This window comes from Methylorubrum subtropicum, assembly GCF_038442325.1.
In the GTDB taxonomy this organism is placed as follows: Bacteria; Pseudomonadota; Alphaproteobacteria; order Rhizobiales; family Beijerinckiaceae; genus Methylobacterium; species Methylobacterium subtropicum.
The window spans coordinates 118,483-135,079 of sequence record NZ_JBBXMW010000003.1; the positions used below are offsets into that span (position 1 = coordinate 118,483).

Consider the following 16,597-nt stretch of genomic DNA (forward strand, 5'->3'; position numbering starts at 1 on the left):
GCTATCTCGACCCTGAGCGGATATCGGAATCGATGTCCCGCAGCCGCTCCGGCGCCCGCTCCTTGCGCTCGCTGTAGCGGTCCACGAGGAAGTCGGCTCGCTCGCGGGTCAGCAGCGTGAACTTCATCAGTTCCTCGCACACATCGACGACCCGGTCGTAGAGCGGCCCCGGCCGCATCCGGCCCGCCTCGTCGAACTCCCGGTACGCCATCGGCACCGAGGACTGGTTCGGGATCGTGATCATCCGCATCCAGCGGCCGAGCACGCGCAGCGCGTTGACGGCGTTGAAGCTCTGCGAGCCGCCCGAGACCTGCATCACCGCGAGCGTGCGCCCCTGCGTCGGCCGCACCGAGCCTTCGCTGAGCGGCAACCAGTCGATCTGGCTCTTCATCACGCCGGTGAGGGTGCCGTGCCGCTCCGGCGAGACCCAGACCTGCCCCTCCGACCAGATCGAGAGTTCGCGCAATTCCCGCACCTTCGGATGGTCGGCGGTGGCGTCGTCGGGCAGCGGCAGGCCGTGGGCGTGGAACAGGCGGACCTCCCCGCCCATCCGCTCCAGCAGCCGGGCCGCCTCGTAGGCGAGGAAGCGGCTGAACGAGCGCTCCCGCAGCGAGCCGTAGAGCAGGAGGAAGCGCGGCGCGTGCCCGAACGGCGCCGCGACCCCCAGGCTCCCGGCATCCGGCACGGCGAAATGCGCCTCGGAAAGGTTCGGCAACCCGTCGGCGAAGGGCTGGCGGGGCTTGTCCATTCGGTCCGACTCTTCTACACTTCAACGATCATTGAAATGTAGGACGGTCCGTGGACGAACGGCAAGCCCTCGCGGCCTTCGCGGCCCTCGGCCAGGAGCATCGGCTCCGGGTCGTGCGCGCCCTCGTCACCGCCGGGCCGGACGGGCTCCCCGCGGGGGCGCTGGCCGAAGCCGTCGGCGTCGGGGCGACCAACCTGTCGTTCCACCTGAAGGAACTGGCGCGGGCCGGGCTCGTCCTGTCCCGGCGCGAGGGCCGCTCGATCCGCTACCGCGCCGATTTCTCGGGGCTGTCGGAGCTGATCCGCTTCCTGATGCGCGATTGCTGCCAGGGGCGGCCGGAGGTTTGCGCCCCGGCCATCGCCGCCCTGTCGCCCTGCTGCCCGCCCGCCGAGGACACCGCCCGTGCCTGATCCGTTCGACGTCGTGATCTACCACAACCCCGCCTGCGGCACCTCGCGCAACACGCTGGCGATGATCCGCAACGCCGGCATCGAGCCGCACGTGGTCGAGTATCTCAAGATGCCGCCCAGTCGGGCGCTGATCGCGCAGATGCTCGCCCGCGCCGGCCTGAACCTGCGCGAGGCCCTGCGCCAGAAGGGCACGCCCTACGCCGAACTCGGGCTCGGCGACCCGGCGCTCACCGACGCGCAGCTTCTCGACGCCATTGAGGCCCATCCGATCCTGCTCGAGCGCCCGCTGGTGGTGAGTCCGAAGGGCGTGCGCCTGTGCCGACCCTCCGAACGCGTCCTCGACCTGCTCCCGGCGCAGCAGGGCGAATTCGTGAAAGAGGACGGCGAGCGCGTCGTCGACGAGCACGGCCGCCGCGTCGCCACCGCCTGAGACGTTTTCGATGAGCACCTTCGAACGCTACCTGACCCTCTGGGTCGCGCTCTGCATCGTCGTCGGCATCGCGCTCGGCCATCTCGTGCCGGGCGTCTTCCAGGCCGTCGGCGCGGCCGAGGTCGCGCGGGTGAACCTGCCGGTGGCGGGGCTGATCTGGCTCATGGTCATCCCCATGCTGCTCCGGATCGACTTCGCCGCGCTCGCCCATGTCGGGCGGCACTGGCGCGGCATCGGCGTGACGCTGTTCGTCAACTGGGCGGTCAAGCCGTTCTCGATGGCCCTGCTCGGCTGGCTCTTCATCGGCCACTTTTTTCGGCCCTACCTGCCCGCCGACCAGATCGACAGCTACATCGCCGGGCTCATCATCCTGGCGGCCGCGCCCTGCACCGCCATGGTGTTCGTGTGGTCGAACCTGACGAAGGGCGAGCCGCACTTCACGCTGAGCCAAGTGGCGCTCAACGACGCCATCATGGTGGTGGCCTTCGCCCCCATCGTCGGCCTGCTGCTCGGCCTCTCGGCCATCACCGTGCCCTGGGGCACGCTGGTGCTGTCGGTCGCGCTCTACATCGTCGTGCCGGTGATCGTCGCGCAAGCTCTGCGTCGCCGCCTGCTCGCCGCGGGCGGTCCCGCCGCCCTCGACCGGCTGCTCGCGCGGCTGCAGCCCGCCTCGCTCGTCGCGCTGCTCGCCACCCTGGTGCTGCTGTTCGGCTTCCAGGGCGAGCAGATCCTGGCGCAGCCGGGGGTGATCGCGCTGCTGGCGGTGCCGATCCTGATCCAGGTCTATCTGAATTCCGGGCTCGCCTACGGGCTGAACCGGATCGCGGGCGAGCGGCACTGCGTGGCCGGCCCGTCCGCGCTGATCGGCGCCTCGAACTTTTTCGAGTTGGCGGTCGCCGCCGCGATCAGCCTGTTCGGCTTCCACTCGGGCGCGGCGCTCGCGACGGTGGTCGGCGTCCTCGTCGAGGTGCCGGTGATGCTCTCGGTGGTGTGGATCGTGAACCGCTCGAAGGGCTGGTACGAGCGGGGCCTCGAAGAGGGCGGCGCGCTCAATCCTTCCCGCGCACGAAGGTGACGATGCTGCGGGTCTCGCCCTTGTCGGCCCAGTTGGGCATGACGCGCCAGGGCGTCAGCACCCGCAGGCGCTCGCCGTCGAGCGTGAACATGCGGGTCTGCTCGGTGCCGACCCATTTCGGGTCCCAGGCCGTGTCGACCTTGGCGGTCCAGCTGTCGCCCTCGGTGCGGAAGGTGCCGGAGTAGGACACCAGCGTCCCCAGCAGGGCGGCGCGCTGCGCCTCGGTCTCGGCCGCCTTGCGGCCCTCGCCGGTGAGCACGAAGAACAGGCGGTTCTCGGGGGTGAAGTAGGCGTAGCCGGTGGGCTTCTCGCCCATCACCGGCGCCTTGCTGCCGTCGGCCCGAACCTCGACCTCGTAGGAGACGAGCTTCCACAGCCCGGTCAGCCGCGGATCGGCTTCCGCCCGCGCGAGGCCCGGCGCGGCGCAGGCCGCGAGCGCGAGGAGGGCGGCGAAACGACCCGAGTGGTGCATGAAAATTCCTCGTCCGATGTGCGGTGTGCACATTAACGTCGGACGCGGGCGTTCGAGGCCGCCGCCTTGAGACGGACGGCCCCGTTCGTAACTAGGTTCTACGCCATCCCGAGCGCCTGAAGGTACAGCTCGAGGATCGCCTCCTCCTCCTGGCGCTCGTCGTGGTCGCGCTTGCGCAGGGAGATGATCTTGCGCAGCACCTTCACGTCGAAGCCGTTGGCCTTGGCCTCGGCGTAGACGTCCTTGATGTCGCCCGCGATGCCGGCCTTTTCCTCTTCCAGGCGCTCGATGCGCTCGATGATGCTCTTGAGCTGGTCGGCGGCGACCGAGGACGGGTCGACGGCGGGGGCAGGCGATGCGGCCATGGCGGCGCTCCTTCGTGCGGCAGGCGGGCCGACCCCACACGGGCCGGCGCGCCGGATCGTCCGGGGTTAGCCCATCAACCTTACCCAGCCGTTGATGCCCACTGTTCGCCGCCTCACCCCCGCAGCAGGTGCAGGCTGAACGCGCCTTGCTGATCGAGCCACATCTTCTCCGGCGTCCAGCCGCTGCGCTCGGCCAGCGCCCAGAACGCCGCGGGGGTGTATTTGTGCGAGGTGTCGGTGCGGATGCTCTCGCCAGGCTCGAACCTTATCTCCTGGCCGCCCAGCCGGTAGATCGCGGGGCGGAGCGCGACGAGATGCGCCTCGACCCGGAACGGCTCCTCCACCACCCGCGCCTCGTGCCGGAAGTTGTCGGGGGCGAAGTCGGCGCCGAGTTCGCGGTTCATCCGGGTCAGCAGGTTGAGATGAAGCGCGGGCATCATCCCGTCGCAGGCGCCGTAGGCCCGCCTCAAGCGGTCGGGGTCGCGGGTCGGGTCGGCGCCGACGAGGAAGCGGCTCGGCCCCAGCGTGTCGCGGGCGCGGGCAAGGAAGCCCGCCGCCTCGTCCGGCGAGAAATTGCCGATGCTGGTGCCGGCAAAGAAGCCGAGCCGGTTGTCGCCCGCCACGCCCTCGGGCAGGCGGATCGGCCGCGAATAATCGGCCGCGAACGGCGTCATCGTCACGTCCGGGTAGTCGGGCGCCAGCCGCGCGATCGCGGCAGTCAAGAAGTCGCCGGAGATGTCGAGGGCGACGTAGGCCTTGGGCGCCTCCAGCGCGTCGAGCAGCACGTGGATCTTGCGGCTCGCGCCCGCGCCGAACTCGACCACGCCGACATCCCGTCCGACGATGCCCGCCACGTCGGCGGCGACCTCGGGGAGCAGCGCCATCTCGTGCCCGGTCGGGTAGTAGTCGGGATGGGCGCAGATGCGGTCGAACAGGTCCGAGCCGGTATCGTCCCAGAGATACTTTCCCGGCAGCGTCTTGGTGGGAGCGGTGAGGCCGGCGAGCGCATCGCGTAGAAACGTCTCGGTCGCGTCGGCCATCTCACGCCCTCCGGGTCGCGGTGAGGACGCAGAGCGCGAGGCGCTCGACCCCGGCGTAGACGGAGCCCGCCAGCTCCTCGCCGTAGGCGTCCGGGTCGTATTCTTGGTAGCTCCAGGCGAGCCCGGCGCGGTCGCACAGCGCGGTCGCGGCTTCGAAAAACCCGTCGCGGCCCTCGACGATGGCCGAGCCCGTGAACAGCACGAGGGCGCCGTTCGGGTTCAGCCGCTCGGTCGCGGCCTCGACCACCCGCAGCGGCAGGCCGGCCCCGAGCGTGCCGCCGCCGTCGCGGTAGGCGCGGCCCCCGGCATCGACCATGAAGGGCGGGTTGGAGGTGATGAGATCGAACCCGCCCTCCACGCCGGCCAGCATGTCGCTGAGCGCCGGGCGGACGTTCGCCACGCCCGCCACCCGCGCGTTCACCGCGGCGAGTTCGAGGGCGGCGGGGTTGATGTCCACCAGCACCACCTCGGCCTCGGGGACGCGCTCGGCGACGACGATGCCGGCGGCGCCCGAGCCGCAGCCGATGTCGACCGCGCGGCGCGGCATCGGCGGGTCGTCTCGCGCCAGCGTATCGAGATGCGCCTGCACCGCGCGGACGTAGCGCACGGTGTCGGGCCCGAAGAACACCGCGTCGGCGGCGAGCGGCGGATAGGCGGCGTGGAAGAACAGTTCGTCGTCGAGGCTCGACAGCCGCAAGGTCGCCCGCAGCAGCCCGGTCTCGGGATCGCGGAGAAGAATGCCGGCCCGGTCCATCAGGTCGGTGATCTCCGCGGGCAGCAGCCCGGCCTCGAACGGGCGGCTCCAGCCGAGCACGTCGCGCAAGGAGCGCGCGCGGGCGTTCTCGGCCCGCGCGTTGACGTGGGCGTGGGAGACCGGCGTCACCGTGGTGAAGCGGTAGCCGGTGGCGCGCACGGCCTCGGCGAGCGCGAGGAGCGCGTCGGCGTGGAGCGCCATCCTCAGCCCTCCATCTGGCCGGCGAGGAAGGCGCCCGTGCGCAGGTCGGCGGCGATCTGCTGCGCGTCGTAATCCGGCGCGCCCGCCCGGCGCTGGTAGGGGCAGACCCAGTCCTCGGGCACGGCCCGGCCGCTGAACTGGCGCGCGGCGGACAGCTCGCCGTGCTGCGCCAGCATCGGGTTGGGTGAACCCGCCCAGGCGACGTCGCGCTCGACGATCGAATCGCGCAGCCGCTCGTAGCGGCCCTCCCCGCGCAGGCGCTCGAACTGGTCGTGCAGGTTGAACACCAGCACCGGCGCCTCGAAGCGGCGCGCCTTGCGGCTGGCATTCGGGTGCAGCCCGACGATGAAGAAGCCCTCGCCCCCCAGACTCATCGAGAAATGCGGATCGTCCGGATCGGCCGCGACCCGCGGGTCGTGCGTGTGGCCGAGCCCGCTGTCGCGATCCGACAGCGACTGCATCCGGGCCCAGAGCGCGGCCTCGAACGCCTCCTCGGACAGGGGCGCGGCGTTCTCGAACACGACGGCGAAGCTCTGGAACAGCTCGGGCCGGCCGCGGTAGCGGGCGATGAAGGCGAGCAGAGCCGGATAGATGCGCCCGTCGTCGCGATCCGAAGCGATGTCGCGGGCGACCATGACCCGCAGTCGCCCGCGCGACAGGGCGGATTTGGCGCCGACGCAGGGAAACGGCTGTTGACGGATGAAGTGCCGGAAGCGCTCGGACAGGGGATGGCCGGCGTCGTCGGTGGGCAGCAGCATGGTACCTCGGGCGAGCGGGCAAACGTCGTCGTCGGGCCGGGCGGGCCGGCCCCGATGGAAGGCGGGGGGAAGTCCTCCGACGGCACCGCGCGGGGCGCGTCCGGCCCCGGGCCGGCGCGGGTCGGAGTGCCTGGGGAACCGCACGATTCTGGCAATGTTCCGGGCAAGCTCGGCTGTCCACAGGGGCGTGGAACCGCACTCAGGGGGTACCGGACAGGCGAGTTCGGACCGCTTGTTGCGTAGCGGCATCCGGTGTAAGACGCGCGTTCATCACGCATATCGTCCGTTCTGCCCGAGGAAGGAGCCGCCTCGCATGGCTCGCGTCACCGTCGAAGACTGCATCGAGAAGGTCGAGAACCGGTTCGAGCTGGTTCTGCTCGCCAGCCACCGCGCCCGCCTGCTCGCCGCCGGCGCCCCGCTGACGATCGACCGCGACCGCGACAAGAACCCGGTCGTGGCGCTGCGCGAGATCGGCGACGAGACCATCACCGCCGAGGATCTCAAGGAACAGCTCATCCACTCGATGCAGAAATACGTCGAAGTGGACGAGCCCGAGGCCGAGACCGTGCCGCTGCTCTCCTCCTCCCCGGCCGCCGCCGCGGTGGCGCCTCAGTCCTCCTCGGACGACAAGGACGTACAGTTCGACCGCATGAGCGAGGACGACCTCCTGCGCGGCCTCGAAAACCTCGCCCCGCCGACCGAGACGGACGACGACGCCGAGTAATCTTCTTCGGGGTTTTTTGCGATTCGCGCCCGCCCTCGGCCTCCGAGCGGCGGGCGTTTTTCGTTGGACTCGCCCGGTCGTCGGGAGGCCGGCTCGGCCCGCCGTGCATGCGTCGCATGCGGGTTTCGGAACACTGCCGTGTGCGTTCTGCGACGCCTTGCATCTGGCGCGCGCGGCCCCGATGCGGGACAGTGACGCCCGGACGTCGCGGCCATCCCGGCCGAACCTGTGATCAGCGTTGCTAGGAACCCCCGGCGGATGATGCGCCAATACGAGCTCGTGGAGCGGGTCAAGCGCTACAACCCGGCCACGAACGAGGCGTTGCTCAACCGCGCCTACGTCTACGCCATGCGCGCGCACGGTACGCAGAAGCGCGCCTCGGGCGATCCGTTCTTCGCCCATCCGCTCGAAGTCGCCGCCCTCCTCACCGACCTGCATCTCGACGACGCCACCATCGTCGCCGCCGTGCTGCACGACACGGTGGAGGACACCGCCGCGACGCTGGACGAAATCCGCGGGATCTTCGGCGACGAGATCGGCGCGCTGGTCGATGGGCTGACCAAGCTCAAGCGGCTCGATCTCGTCTCGAAGCGCGCGGTGCAGGGCGAGAACTTCCGCAAGCTCTTGCTGGCGGTGGCCGAAGACGTGCGGGTGCTGCTCGTCAAGCTCGCCGACCGCACCCACAACATGCGCACCCTCCACTTCATGCCGCCGGAGAAGCGCACCCGGATCGCCCAGGAGACGCTGGACATCTACGCGCCGCTCGCCGGCCGCATGGGCATCCAGGAGATGCGCGACGAGTTGGAGGACCTGTCCTTCCGCGTGCTCAAGCCCGAGGTCTACGCCACCATCACCAAGCGGCTCGAAGACCTTTCGGCGAAATCCAGCAACGTCATCGAGAGCATCGAGCACGATCTGACCGCGCGGCTCGCCGCGCAGGGGCTGACCGCGCAGGTGAAGGGCCGGCTGAAGCGCCCCTACTCGATCTGGTCGAAGATGGAGCGCAAGTCGGTCGCCTTCGAGCAACTCTCCGACATCGTGGGGTTTCGCGTCATCGTCGGCACGCTGGCCGAGTGCTACGCGGCGCTCGGCGTCGTCCACACGAGTTGGCCGATGGTGCCGGGCCGCTACAAGGACTACATCTCGACGCCGAAGCAGAACGATTACCGCTCGATCCACACCACCGTGATCGGCCCCAAGCAACGCCGCGTCGAGTTGCAGATCCGCACCGCGGCGATGGACGAGATCGCCGAATACGGCATCGCGGCGCATGCCCTCTACAAGGAGGGCGCCGGAAGCGGCGAGGTGCATCCGCGGCTCTCCACCGAGAGCGGCGCCTTCCAGTGGCTGCGCCGCACCATCGAACTCCTGGCCGAGGGCGATTCACCGGAGGAGTTTCTCGAGCACACGAGGCTCGAGCTGTTCCAGGATCAGGTCTTTTGCTTCACCCCGAAGGGCCGCCTCATCGCGCTGCCGCGGGGCGCGACGCCGATCGATTTCGCCTACGCGGTCCACACCGACATCGGCAATTCGGCGGTCGGCGCCAAGATCAACGGCCGGCTCTCGCCGCTGCTGCACGAACTCGCCAACGGCGACGAGGTCGAGATCGCCTGCTCGGACGGCGCCGCCCCGCCCGCGGCCTGGGAATCGCTCGTCGTCACCGGCAAGGCGCGGGCCGCCATCCGCCGGGCGACGCGGGCCGCCGTGCGCCGCCAATATGCCGGCTTGGGCCGCCAGATCCTCGACCGCGCCTTCGAGCGGGCGGGCAAAAGCTTTTCCGAGGACAAGCTGCGCGGCGCCCTCCCCCGCCTCGCCCGCGCCTCCGCCGACGACGTGTTCGCCGCCGTCGGTCGCGGCGAGATGTTTTCCGGCGACGTGGTCAAGGCGGTCTATCCCGACTTCAAGGACGAGCGCCGCGGCAGCGGCCCCGCCGCCAACGGCGCCGCCGGGCGCCTGACCAAGTCCGGCGACCAGACCATGCGCCTCAGCTTCTCCGGCGACGGCTCGGCGCAGGGCGCGATCCCGATCCGGGGGCTCGCGGGCGATCTCCCCGTGAGCTTCGCCCCCAACGGCGGCGCGCTGCCCGGCGACCGTATCGTCGGCATCCTGACGCCGGGCGTCGGCGTGACGATCTACCCGATCCAGTCGGCCGCGCTCGCCGCCTTCGACAACGAGCCCGAGCGCTGGCTCGACGTGCGCTGGGACGTGGAGGATTCGAACGAGCGCTTCCCCGCCCGCATCGCGCTCGAATCGATGAACGAGCCCGGCACGCTCGCCCAGATCGCCCAGGTCATCGCCGAGCACGACGGCAACATCGACAACGTCTCGATGAAGCGCCGCACCCAGGATTTTACCGACATCGCCATCGATCTGTCGGTGCCGGATTTGAAGCACCTCACCGCCATCGTGGCGGACCTGCGGGGGAAGCGCTCGGTGAGCCGGGTGGAGCGGATCAACGGGTAGGGTTTCTTTCTCACGCGCGGTTCTCCTCGCCGGGCGCGTCGGCGAAGACTCCCGGTGCGGCGTCGAAGAATTGCGGACGTCTCCAGCAAAAGACTGAAACTTTTCCTCCCTCGGTCCCCGTAAAGGCCCGCGACGCCCCCGCCGGAGGGGCGCATTCACGGGAGACATCATGTCCAAGCCCCTTCTTCGCCTCGCGCTCGGCCTTGCCATCGCCACCGCCGCCGTCCCGGCGCTCGCCAAGAACCCGATGGTCGGCGGTGCGCCGATGTACGCCTCCAAGACGATCGTCGAGAACGCGGTCAACTCGAAGGACCACACCACCCTGGTCGCCGCCGTGAAGGCCGCGGGCCTCGTCGAGACGCTGTCGGGCCCCGGCCCCTTCACCGTGTTCGCGCCGACCAACGCCGCCTTCGCCAAGCTCCCGCCGGGCACGGTCGAGACGCTGGTCCAGCCGCAGAACAAGGCGCAGCTCACCGGCATCCTGACTTACCACGTGGTTCCGGGCGCCCTCACCGCCAAGGATCTGGCGGCGCTGGTGAAGCAGGGCGGCGGCCGCGCCGTCATCAAGACCGTCAACGGCGCCCCGCTCTCGGTCGAGACCGAGGGCAAGAAGGTGTTCGTGACCGACGCCAAGGGCAACACCGCCACCGTCACGATTGCCAACGTGATGCAGTCGAACGGCGTGATCCACGTCATCAACACCGTGCTCATGCCCTGATCCCAGTGATCGGGCTCCGGCGACTGCCGGGGCCCGGCTTGCGCCCCGCCCGCCCCGCTGCGACAAGCCACGGCACGAGGGTTTGCAGGCAGGCAAAGATGACCGCGGACGACGTCTTGGAAGAATTCCGCTCGGCGGGCGCGCTGCTCCAGGGGCACTTCATCCTGAGTTCTGGCCTGCGCTCGCCGACCTTCCTGCAGAAGATGACGATTTTTTCCGATCCGGTGCGGACCGAGCGGCTGTGCCGGGCGCTGGCCGAGGCGATTACCGCGAAGTTCGGCACGATCGATATCGTGGTCTCACCCGCCATCGGCGGCATCGTGCCGGGCTACGAGACCGCGCGGCATCTCGGCGCCAGGGCGATCTTCGTCGAGCGCGATCCCGGCGGGCCCTTCACCCTGCGGCGCGGCTTCTCGATTCCCGCGGGCACCCGCGCGGTGATCGTCGAGGACATCGTGACGACGGGGCTCTCGGCGCGCGAATGCCTCGCCTCGCTTCAAGGCGAGGCCGGCGAGGTGGTGGGCGCCGCCTGCCTGATCGACCGCTCCGGCGGACGCGGCGATATCGGCCTGCCGCTGGTGTCGCTCGCCGCCCTCGACATTCCGACCTACCCGGCCGACGCCCTGCCGCCGGAGCTGGCCGCCATCCCGGCGACCAAGCCGGGCAGCCGTGCGACGATCAAGCCCTGATCGGATCGGATCGCGCGCGACAACCTGAAGTCAAGTTCGGCACTGCGCGCGGTCCGCGACGGTACGATGAACTAAAAAGCCGCAACCATGAGTGGGGCATTGTCGCAGGCATTTTGCGAAAACGCCGCATACACGAATTGCTTACCTTTTGTTGTTCTTGACACTTTGTCGAAGCTCCGCCAGACGAATTACGTCAATTCCGTCGCGGATCGTCCGGTCTTGGAGTAGGCTGCTCCGGGCCGGCGCATCGCCGCCTCCGTCCGCTGTCGCGAACGGTGTCGTGGGCGCGGCGGTGTTACGGAGGCGTAAGCGTCTTCTGAGTTATACGATTTGATCTCGGACATTCTTTGCCGCGATTGCGGTCGTAATACTTCTTTCAGCTCCAACACATGGACAATCCAATGAGTGAACGACAACGGACCGCGATTTTCATCGACGGCGCCAACCTCTACGCCACCACCAAGGCTCTGGGCTTCGACATCGATTACAAGCGGCTCCTGAAGGACTTCCAGGCCCGCGACAACCTGATCCGGGCGTTCTACTACACCGCGATGATCGAGGATCAGGAATATTCCTCGATCCGGCCGCTGATCGACTGGCTCGACTACAACGGCTACCGGGTCGTGACCAAGCCGGTCAAGGAATTCACCGATTCCTCGGGCCGCCGCAAGATCAAGGGCAACATGGACATCGAGCTGGCGATCGACGCCCTCGAACTCTCGGCCCATCTCGACCACATGGTGCTGTTCTCCGGCGACGGCGATTTCCGCTCGCTGGTCGAGGCGGTGCAGCGCAAGGGCGTGCGCGTCTCGGTGGTCTCCACCATCCAGACCCAGCCGCCGATGATCGCCGACGACCTGCGCCGTCAGGCCGACGAGTTCGTCGAACTCGCCCATCTCGCCGGCCGCATCGGCCGCGACCCGAGCGAGCGCACGATCCGCGCCCCCGGCGACGGCCCGCGCCGCGACTTCGCCGACCGCGCGCCCCGCGGCGATTTCGCCGACCGCGGCCCCCGCGCCAATCCGGGCCTGGAAAGCCGCTACGGCATCCGCCCGCCGGCCCCGCCGTCCGACGACTCTGACGTCTGATGCTGAGTGCGTGACCCAGGACCGATGGTCCTGGGCACGCGTCCGGCGGACGCCCGCCGCCGTGCCGTCGCACGGGCCATCGACGATGAATGATCATCGTCGATGGGGGTCAGGCTCGGTCAGACCGCGGCGTCGAGCCAGTCGATGACGGCCTCGGCGCTGCGGTCCGGCGGGAACACCGGGTAGAACACTTTTGCGACGACGCCGTCGTCGATCACCAGCGTCAGCCGCTTGAGCAGAACCTCGCCGCCGGCCTCGAAGGTCGGCAGGCGCAACGCCATCGCCAGCGCCCGGGAGCGGTCCGAGAGGATCGCGTAGAGCAGGTGCAGCCGCTCTACCGCCTCGCGCTGATGCGGTCCGTCCTGGGTCGAGAGCCCGAATACCCGCGCGACCCCGCGCCCGATGAGGTCGGCATGGGCGTCGCGGAAGGCACAGGCCTGCGGCGTGCAGCCGCGCGCGCCGGGGATCGCGTCCCAGTCCGCCGCGAGGTTCGGCTGGCCCGGTACGCCGGTGCGCGGATAGGCGAACACGACCGTGCGACCGGGAAGCCGGGCCAGCGAGACGAGGCTGCCGTCGGTCGCCCTCAGGGCCACGTCCGGAAGCCTCACACCGGGCAGATGATCGGCGCCGCCGTCGTCGAAAGGCACCGGAAGGTCGTCCGGCAATCGGGTAAAATCGGGTGCGGTCATCGAGTACTCTCGATTGAGGCTCAGCCCTTGTCCCGCATCAGCCGCGCCTTGTCGCGTTGCCAGTCGCGCTCCTTCACGCTCTCGCGCTTGTCGTGGAGCTGCTTGCCCTTGCCGAGGCCCAGCTCGACCTTCGCCCGGCCCTTGTCGTTGAAGTAGATCTTCAGCGGAATCACCGTGTAGCCCTGCCGCTGGGTCGCGCCGATCAGCTTGTTGATCTGGCGGCGATGCAGCAGCAGTCGGCGGGGCCGCTTGGTGTCGTGGTTGAAGCGGTTCGCCTCCAGGTATTCCGGGATGTAGGCGTTGAACAGCATCAGGTCGTTGCCCGAGGGGCCGGCATAGGATTCGCCGATCGTCGCCTTGCCGCCGCGCAGGGACTTCACCTCGGTGCCGGTCAAGGCGATGCCGGCCTCGATCACGTCCTCGATGGCGTAGTGGTAGCGCGCGGAGCGGTTGTCGGCGACGACGCGCCGGCCGGGTTCGGGTTTGGGTGCCATTTTCTTGTCGTTCGAAGCCTGAAGGCGGCGGTCCTCCGATATGGGGACCGCCGAGCCTCGCGGCGAGGCTTCAGATCAGGCCGGCATGCGCCAGCGCGGCATCGACCGCCCGGCGGCAGCCTTCGGTGGCCGGCACCAGCGGCAGGCGCACCTCCTCGGACATCAGGCCGAGGCGCGACAGGGCGTACTTCGCCGGCACGGGGTTCGACTCGTAGAACATATTGACGTGAAGCGGCATCAGCCGGTCCTGGATCGCCAGCGCCTTGGCGTAGTCGCCCTTCAGCGTCGCCTCCTGCAGGTCGGCGCAGAGCCGGGGCGCGACGTTCGAGACCACCGAGATGCAGCCGTGGCCGCCATGGGCGTTGAAGCCCAGCGCCGTCGCATCTTCGCCAGAAAGCTGGATGAAGTCTTCTCCCAAAGCCTGCCGCTGGAGGCTGACGCGGTCGATCTTGGCCGTGGCGTCCTTCACGCCGGCGATGTTCTTCAGCTCGAACAGCCGCTTCATCGTGTCGACGCTCATGTCGACCACGGAGCGGCCGGGGATGTTGTAGATGATGATTGGGATGCCGACGGCGTCGTTGACGGCCTTGAAGTGGGCGTACAGCCCCTCCTGGGTCGGCTTGTTGTAGTAGGGCGTGACCGTGAGCACCGCGTCCGCGCCCGCGGCTTCCGCATGACGGGCCCGCTCCACGGCCTCGGCGGTCGAGTTCGAGCCGGCGCCCGCGATCACCGGCACCCGGCCGTTCGCCTCGCGGATGCAGGTCTCGACCACGCGATCGTGTTCGGAATGGCTCAGCGTCGGGCTCTCGCCGGTGGTGCCGGTGGGCACCAGGGCGTGGGTGCCCTGCTCGATCTGCCAGTTCACGAACTTTCGGAAGGCCGCCTCGTCGAACGCGCCGTCGCGGAAGGGGGTCGCGAGCGCGGTCATCGAACCGCGGAGGCGGGCGTGGGTCTCGGTCATCCTGGCGTTCCCGGCCGTAGGTCTCGTGCCGTCGCGCAGGGTGCGGCGCAGGGCCGGGCGGCGACGGGACGCGCAGACATAGGCGCTCGCTTGGCCGTAAGCAAACGCTTCGCTGGCGTGGTTTATCCCTTCTTAACGACCGTTGGGCGAGCTTAAGGCTTGGCCTTACGAGTCGGGGTGTCTTCTTCCATGGTGTTCCCCGCCCGCTCCCTGCCCCTGCTCTTCGGCCTCGCCCTGACCGGCAGCGCCGTGCTGGCCGCCCAGCAGGGTGAGATCCGCAACCCGAACCCGGCCTCCGCCCCGGCGGTGCCGGTGAGCGACGCCACCGCGCCCGCCGCGGCGATGAAGGACGAGGCCAAGCCCGCCGCCGACCCGGTCGCGGCCGATGCGCTGCGCCTCGATCCGAAGGGGACCGGCGAGGCCGCCCCCGACAAGGCGTTGCCGGCCTCCGTCTCCGGCTACGCCTCGACCGATTCGGACGCGCCCGTCGCCTTCCCGCTGCCCGACGCATCGGTCTCGCCCGCCGCGCCCGCGCCGGAGGTGCCGGACCCGAACCGCCCGGTGATGTCCGGCGACACCGATCTGAGCCAGTTGCGCCAAGCGATCGATCTCTACCGCAAGGGCAAGGTCTCGGACGGCGACCGGCTCGCGGCGACGTTCACCGATGCGGCAGCGCGCGCCCTGCTCGAATGGGTGGCGATCCGCGCGGGCGCCGGCATCGGCTTCGAGCGCGTCGTGGCCTTCACCCGCGCCAACCCGGACTGGCCCGCCGGCCCGCTGCTGCGGCGGCGCGCCGAGGAAATGCTGCTCTCCGAGAAGAAGAATCCGGCCATCGTGCGCGCCTTCTTCGCCACCTCGAAGCCGGCCAGCGCGCCGGGCAAGTTCGCCCTGGCGCTCGCGCTGCGCTCCGAGGGCCTCGATGCGGATGCCGCCGTGCTGGTGCGCGACCTCTGGCGCGAGGACAGCTTCGGCAAGAGCCTCGAGACCCGGGTGACCGATGCCTTCCCCGGCGTGCTCACCGTGATCGACCACCGCGCCCGGATGGAGCGCGCCCTCCTGAAGGAGGACTACACCGCGGCGAGCCGCGCCGCCGATTATGCAGGCGGCTCCTATGCCAGCCTCGTGCGGGCGCGCCGCGCCGTCGAGAACAAGTCCGGCGGGGCCTCCGCCCTCAACGCCGTGCCGCCCAGCTTACGCAACGACGCCTCCTACCTGCTGTCGCGGGCGCAGTATTTCCGCCGCGCCGACAAGACCGAGGAGGCGGCAAAAGTCCTGCTCGCGGCGCCCTCCAACCCCGAAATCCTGATCGACGGCGACGAGTGGTGGGTCGAGCGGCGCATCGTCGCCCGCAAGCTGATGGATGCGGGCGACGCCAAGACCGCTCAGGCCGTCGCAGCGGGCCACTCCGCCCGCACCACCGAGAAGCGGATCGAGGCCGAGTTCCACGCGGGCTGGATCGCCCTGCGCTACCTCAACGATCCGGCCGCGGCCGAGCGCCACTTCGCCCAGGCCGCCGCGGTCGCCGAGACGCCGATCTCGCTGGCGCGGGTCGGGTACTGGCAGGGGCGTGCCGCGGAAGCGGCCGGCAAATCGGCGGAGGCCAAGGGATTCTACGAGCGCGCCGCGCTCCAACCGATCGCCTATTACGGCCAGCTCGCGCGGGCCCGGCTCGGCCAGAACAGCCTGCCGCTGCGCACGGCCGCGACGCTCTCGCCGACGGCGCGGGCCGCCTTCGACGACCGCCTGTTCGTGCGCGGCCTCAAGCTACTCGCGGCAGCGAGCCTGAAGGAGCTGGCGCTGCCGCTCTACATCGACGCGGCCAAGTCTCTGACCGACGAGGCGCAGGTGAACGCGCTCGGCGAAACGGCGGTCGAAGCCAAGGACGCCCGCGCGTTGGTGGCCATCGGCAAGCTCGCGACGCAGCGGGGCTTGGCGCTCGACACCCACGCCTACCCGACCATCGGGATTCCCGATTACGAGACCTTCACGGCGGTGCCGCAGGTGGAGCGGGCGATGGTGTTCGCCATCGCGCGCCAGGAAAGCCAGTTCGACCCCCGCGCCCAGTCGGGCGTCGGCGCCCGCGGGCTGATGCAGATGATGCCGGCCACCGCCCAGCGTACCGCGCGTCGCGTTTCGACATCCTACGACACCGACCGGCTGACGAGCGATCCGGCCTACAACGCCCGCCTGGGGCAGGCCCATCTCGGCGAGCTGATGGAGGACTGGAAGGGCTCCTACATCCTCGCCTTCGCCTCGTACAACGCGGGCGGCGGCAACGTGAAGAAGTGGATCGACGCCTACGGCGATCCGCGCCGGCCGGAGGTCGACGCCATCGACTGGGTCGAGCGCATCCCCTTCACCGAGACGCGCAACTACGTGCAGCGGGTGATGGAGAACCTGCAGGTCTACCGCAACCGCCTCGACGGCAAGAGCACGCTCGCCATCGAGCGCGACCTTACCCGCGGCGCCCGAGCCGCCGTCAGCGCCGAAGCACAGCCCTGAAGTCAGGGGATTCCGA

The 16,597-nt window shown here is 69.7% G+C and carries 18 protein-coding genes; 9 read left to right on the plus strand and 9 right to left on the minus strand.

All coding sequences use genetic code 11. From position 1 onward, the window contains the following. Nucleotide 1: 1 nt before the first annotated feature. A complete protein-coding gene (arsH, locus tag AAHG03_RS05470; protein WP_342149336.1) occupies nucleotides 2-748 on the minus strand; it encodes an arsenical resistance protein ArsH in 747 nt (248 codons plus the stop codon). A gap of 50 nt (nucleotides 749-798) precedes the next feature. Here arsH and AAHG03_RS05475 point away from each other — a divergent pair, with 50 nt between their 5' ends. The 3 genes from AAHG03_RS05475 to arsB are packed head-to-tail and all read left to right on the plus strand — an operon-like array spanning nucleotide 799 to nucleotide 2,663. Next, nucleotides 799-1,158 carry an ArsR/SmtB family transcription factor gene (locus AAHG03_RS05475; protein ID WP_342149337.1) on the plus strand — a complete coding sequence of 120 codons (360 nt, stop codon included), beginning with the start codon at nucleotides 799-801 and terminating at the stop codon, nucleotides 1,156-1,158. After that, nucleotides 1,151-1,588 carry an arsenate reductase (glutaredoxin) gene (arsC, locus tag AAHG03_RS05480; protein WP_342149339.1) on the plus strand — a complete coding sequence of 146 codons (438 nt, stop codon included), beginning with the start codon at nucleotides 1,151-1,153 and terminating at the stop codon, nucleotides 1,586-1,588. The genes AAHG03_RS05475 and arsC overlap by 8 nt, the downstream gene beginning before the upstream one ends. Before the next feature lie 10 nt (nucleotides 1,589-1,598). After that, entirely contained in the window at nucleotides 1,599-2,663 is a 1,065-nt protein-coding gene (gene arsB, locus AAHG03_RS05485) for an ACR3 family arsenite efflux transporter (protein ID WP_342149341.1), read from the plus strand. Here arsB and AAHG03_RS05490 read toward each other — a convergent pair. The 5 genes from AAHG03_RS05490 to gntA form a co-directional block, all read right to left on the minus strand. Then, nucleotides 2,638-3,135: a lipocalin-like domain-containing protein gene (locus tag AAHG03_RS05490; protein ID WP_342149342.1), complete on the minus strand. Its 498-nt coding sequence runs from the start codon at nucleotides 3,133-3,135 to the stop codon at nucleotides 2,638-2,640. The two genes, arsB and AAHG03_RS05490, sit on opposite strands and share 26 nt — an antisense overlap. 98 nt (nucleotides 3,136-3,233) lie before the next feature. Next, nucleotides 3,234-3,500: a DUF2312 domain-containing protein gene (locus tag AAHG03_RS05495; protein WP_003601858.1), complete on the minus strand. Its 267-nt coding sequence runs from the start codon at nucleotides 3,498-3,500 to the stop codon at nucleotides 3,234-3,236. Nucleotides 3,501-3,613: 113 nt separating this feature from the next. Next, the gene (gene egtD / locus AAHG03_RS05500) at nucleotides 3,614-4,540 is read right to left on the minus strand and encodes an L-histidine N(alpha)-methyltransferase (protein WP_342149343.1); all 927 of its coding nucleotides are present in this window, start codon (nucleotides 4,538-4,540) and stop codon (nucleotides 3,614-3,616) included. A gap of 1 nt (nucleotide 4,541) precedes the next feature. Next, nucleotides 4,542-5,495, minus strand: coding sequence for a class I SAM-dependent methyltransferase (locus AAHG03_RS05505; RefSeq protein WP_342149345.1), 954 nt, complete (start codon nucleotides 5,493-5,495; stop codon nucleotides 4,542-4,544). Between the two features lie 2 nt (nucleotides 5,496-5,497). Then, nucleotides 5,498-6,253, minus strand: a complete 756-nt coding sequence (gntA, locus tag AAHG03_RS05510; protein ID WP_342149346.1) for a guanitoxin biosynthesis heme-dependent pre-guanitoxin N-hydroxylase GntA — start codon at nucleotides 6,251-6,253, stop codon at nucleotides 5,498-5,500. Between the two features lie 313 nt (nucleotides 6,254-6,566). On the opposite strand from gntA, the gene rpoZ reads away from it, so the two are divergent. From rpoZ to AAHG03_RS05535, 5 genes are all read left to right on the plus strand, one after another. Beyond that, nucleotides 6,567-6,977 (plus strand): DNA-directed RNA polymerase subunit omega, encoded by a 411-nt coding sequence (gene rpoZ, locus AAHG03_RS05515; protein WP_056245999.1) that lies wholly within the window; start codon nucleotides 6,567-6,569, stop codon nucleotides 6,975-6,977. Nucleotides 6,978-7,235: 258 nt separating this feature from the next. Next, nucleotides 7,236-9,440, plus strand: coding sequence for a RelA/SpoT family protein (locus AAHG03_RS05520; protein ID WP_342149349.1), 2,205 nt, complete (start codon nucleotides 7,236-7,238; stop codon nucleotides 9,438-9,440). Nucleotides 9,441-9,609: 169 nt separating this feature from the next. After that, nucleotides 9,610-10,158: a fasciclin domain-containing protein gene (locus tag AAHG03_RS05525; protein WP_342149351.1), complete on the plus strand. Its 549-nt coding sequence runs from the start codon at nucleotides 9,610-9,612 to the stop codon at nucleotides 10,156-10,158. Between the two features lie 98 nt (nucleotides 10,159-10,256). Continuing rightward, nucleotides 10,257-10,847, plus strand: a complete 591-nt coding sequence (pyrE, locus tag AAHG03_RS05530) for an orotate phosphoribosyltransferase (protein ID WP_342149354.1) — start codon at nucleotides 10,257-10,259, stop codon at nucleotides 10,845-10,847. A 401-nt stretch (nucleotides 10,848-11,248) separates the two neighbouring features. Further along, nucleotides 11,249-11,935, plus strand: coding sequence for a LabA-like NYN domain-containing protein (locus tag AAHG03_RS05535; protein ID WP_342149355.1), 687 nt, complete (start codon nucleotides 11,249-11,251; stop codon nucleotides 11,933-11,935). A 119-nt stretch (nucleotides 11,936-12,054) separates the two neighbouring features. Here AAHG03_RS05535 and AAHG03_RS05540 read toward each other — a convergent pair whose 3' ends face one another. The 3 genes from AAHG03_RS05540 to dapA form a co-directional block, all read right to left on the minus strand. Next, on the minus strand, nucleotides 12,055-12,624 hold the full coding sequence (locus AAHG03_RS05540; protein ID WP_342149356.1) for a peroxiredoxin: 570 nt from the start codon (nucleotides 12,622-12,624) through the stop codon (nucleotides 12,055-12,057). A 20-nt stretch (nucleotides 12,625-12,644) separates the two neighbouring features. Then, nucleotides 12,645-13,118: an SsrA-binding protein SmpB gene (gene smpB, locus AAHG03_RS05545; RefSeq protein WP_091946509.1), complete on the minus strand. Its 474-nt coding sequence runs from the start codon at nucleotides 13,116-13,118 to the stop codon at nucleotides 12,645-12,647. A gap of 70 nt (nucleotides 13,119-13,188) precedes the next feature. Continuing rightward, nucleotides 13,189-14,079 carry a 4-hydroxy-tetrahydrodipicolinate synthase gene (gene dapA, locus AAHG03_RS05550; protein ID WP_342149357.1) on the minus strand — a complete coding sequence of 297 codons (891 nt, stop codon included), beginning with the start codon at nucleotides 14,077-14,079 and terminating at the stop codon, nucleotides 13,189-13,191. A 189-nt stretch (nucleotides 14,080-14,268) separates the two neighbouring features. On the opposite strand from dapA, the gene AAHG03_RS05555 reads away from it, so the two are divergent. Continuing rightward, nucleotides 14,269-16,581 carry a lytic transglycosylase domain-containing protein gene (locus tag AAHG03_RS05555; RefSeq protein WP_342149359.1) on the plus strand — a complete coding sequence of 771 codons (2,313 nt, stop codon included), beginning with the start codon at nucleotides 14,269-14,271 and terminating at the stop codon, nucleotides 16,579-16,581. Nucleotides 16,582-16,597 lie beyond the last annotated feature (16 nt).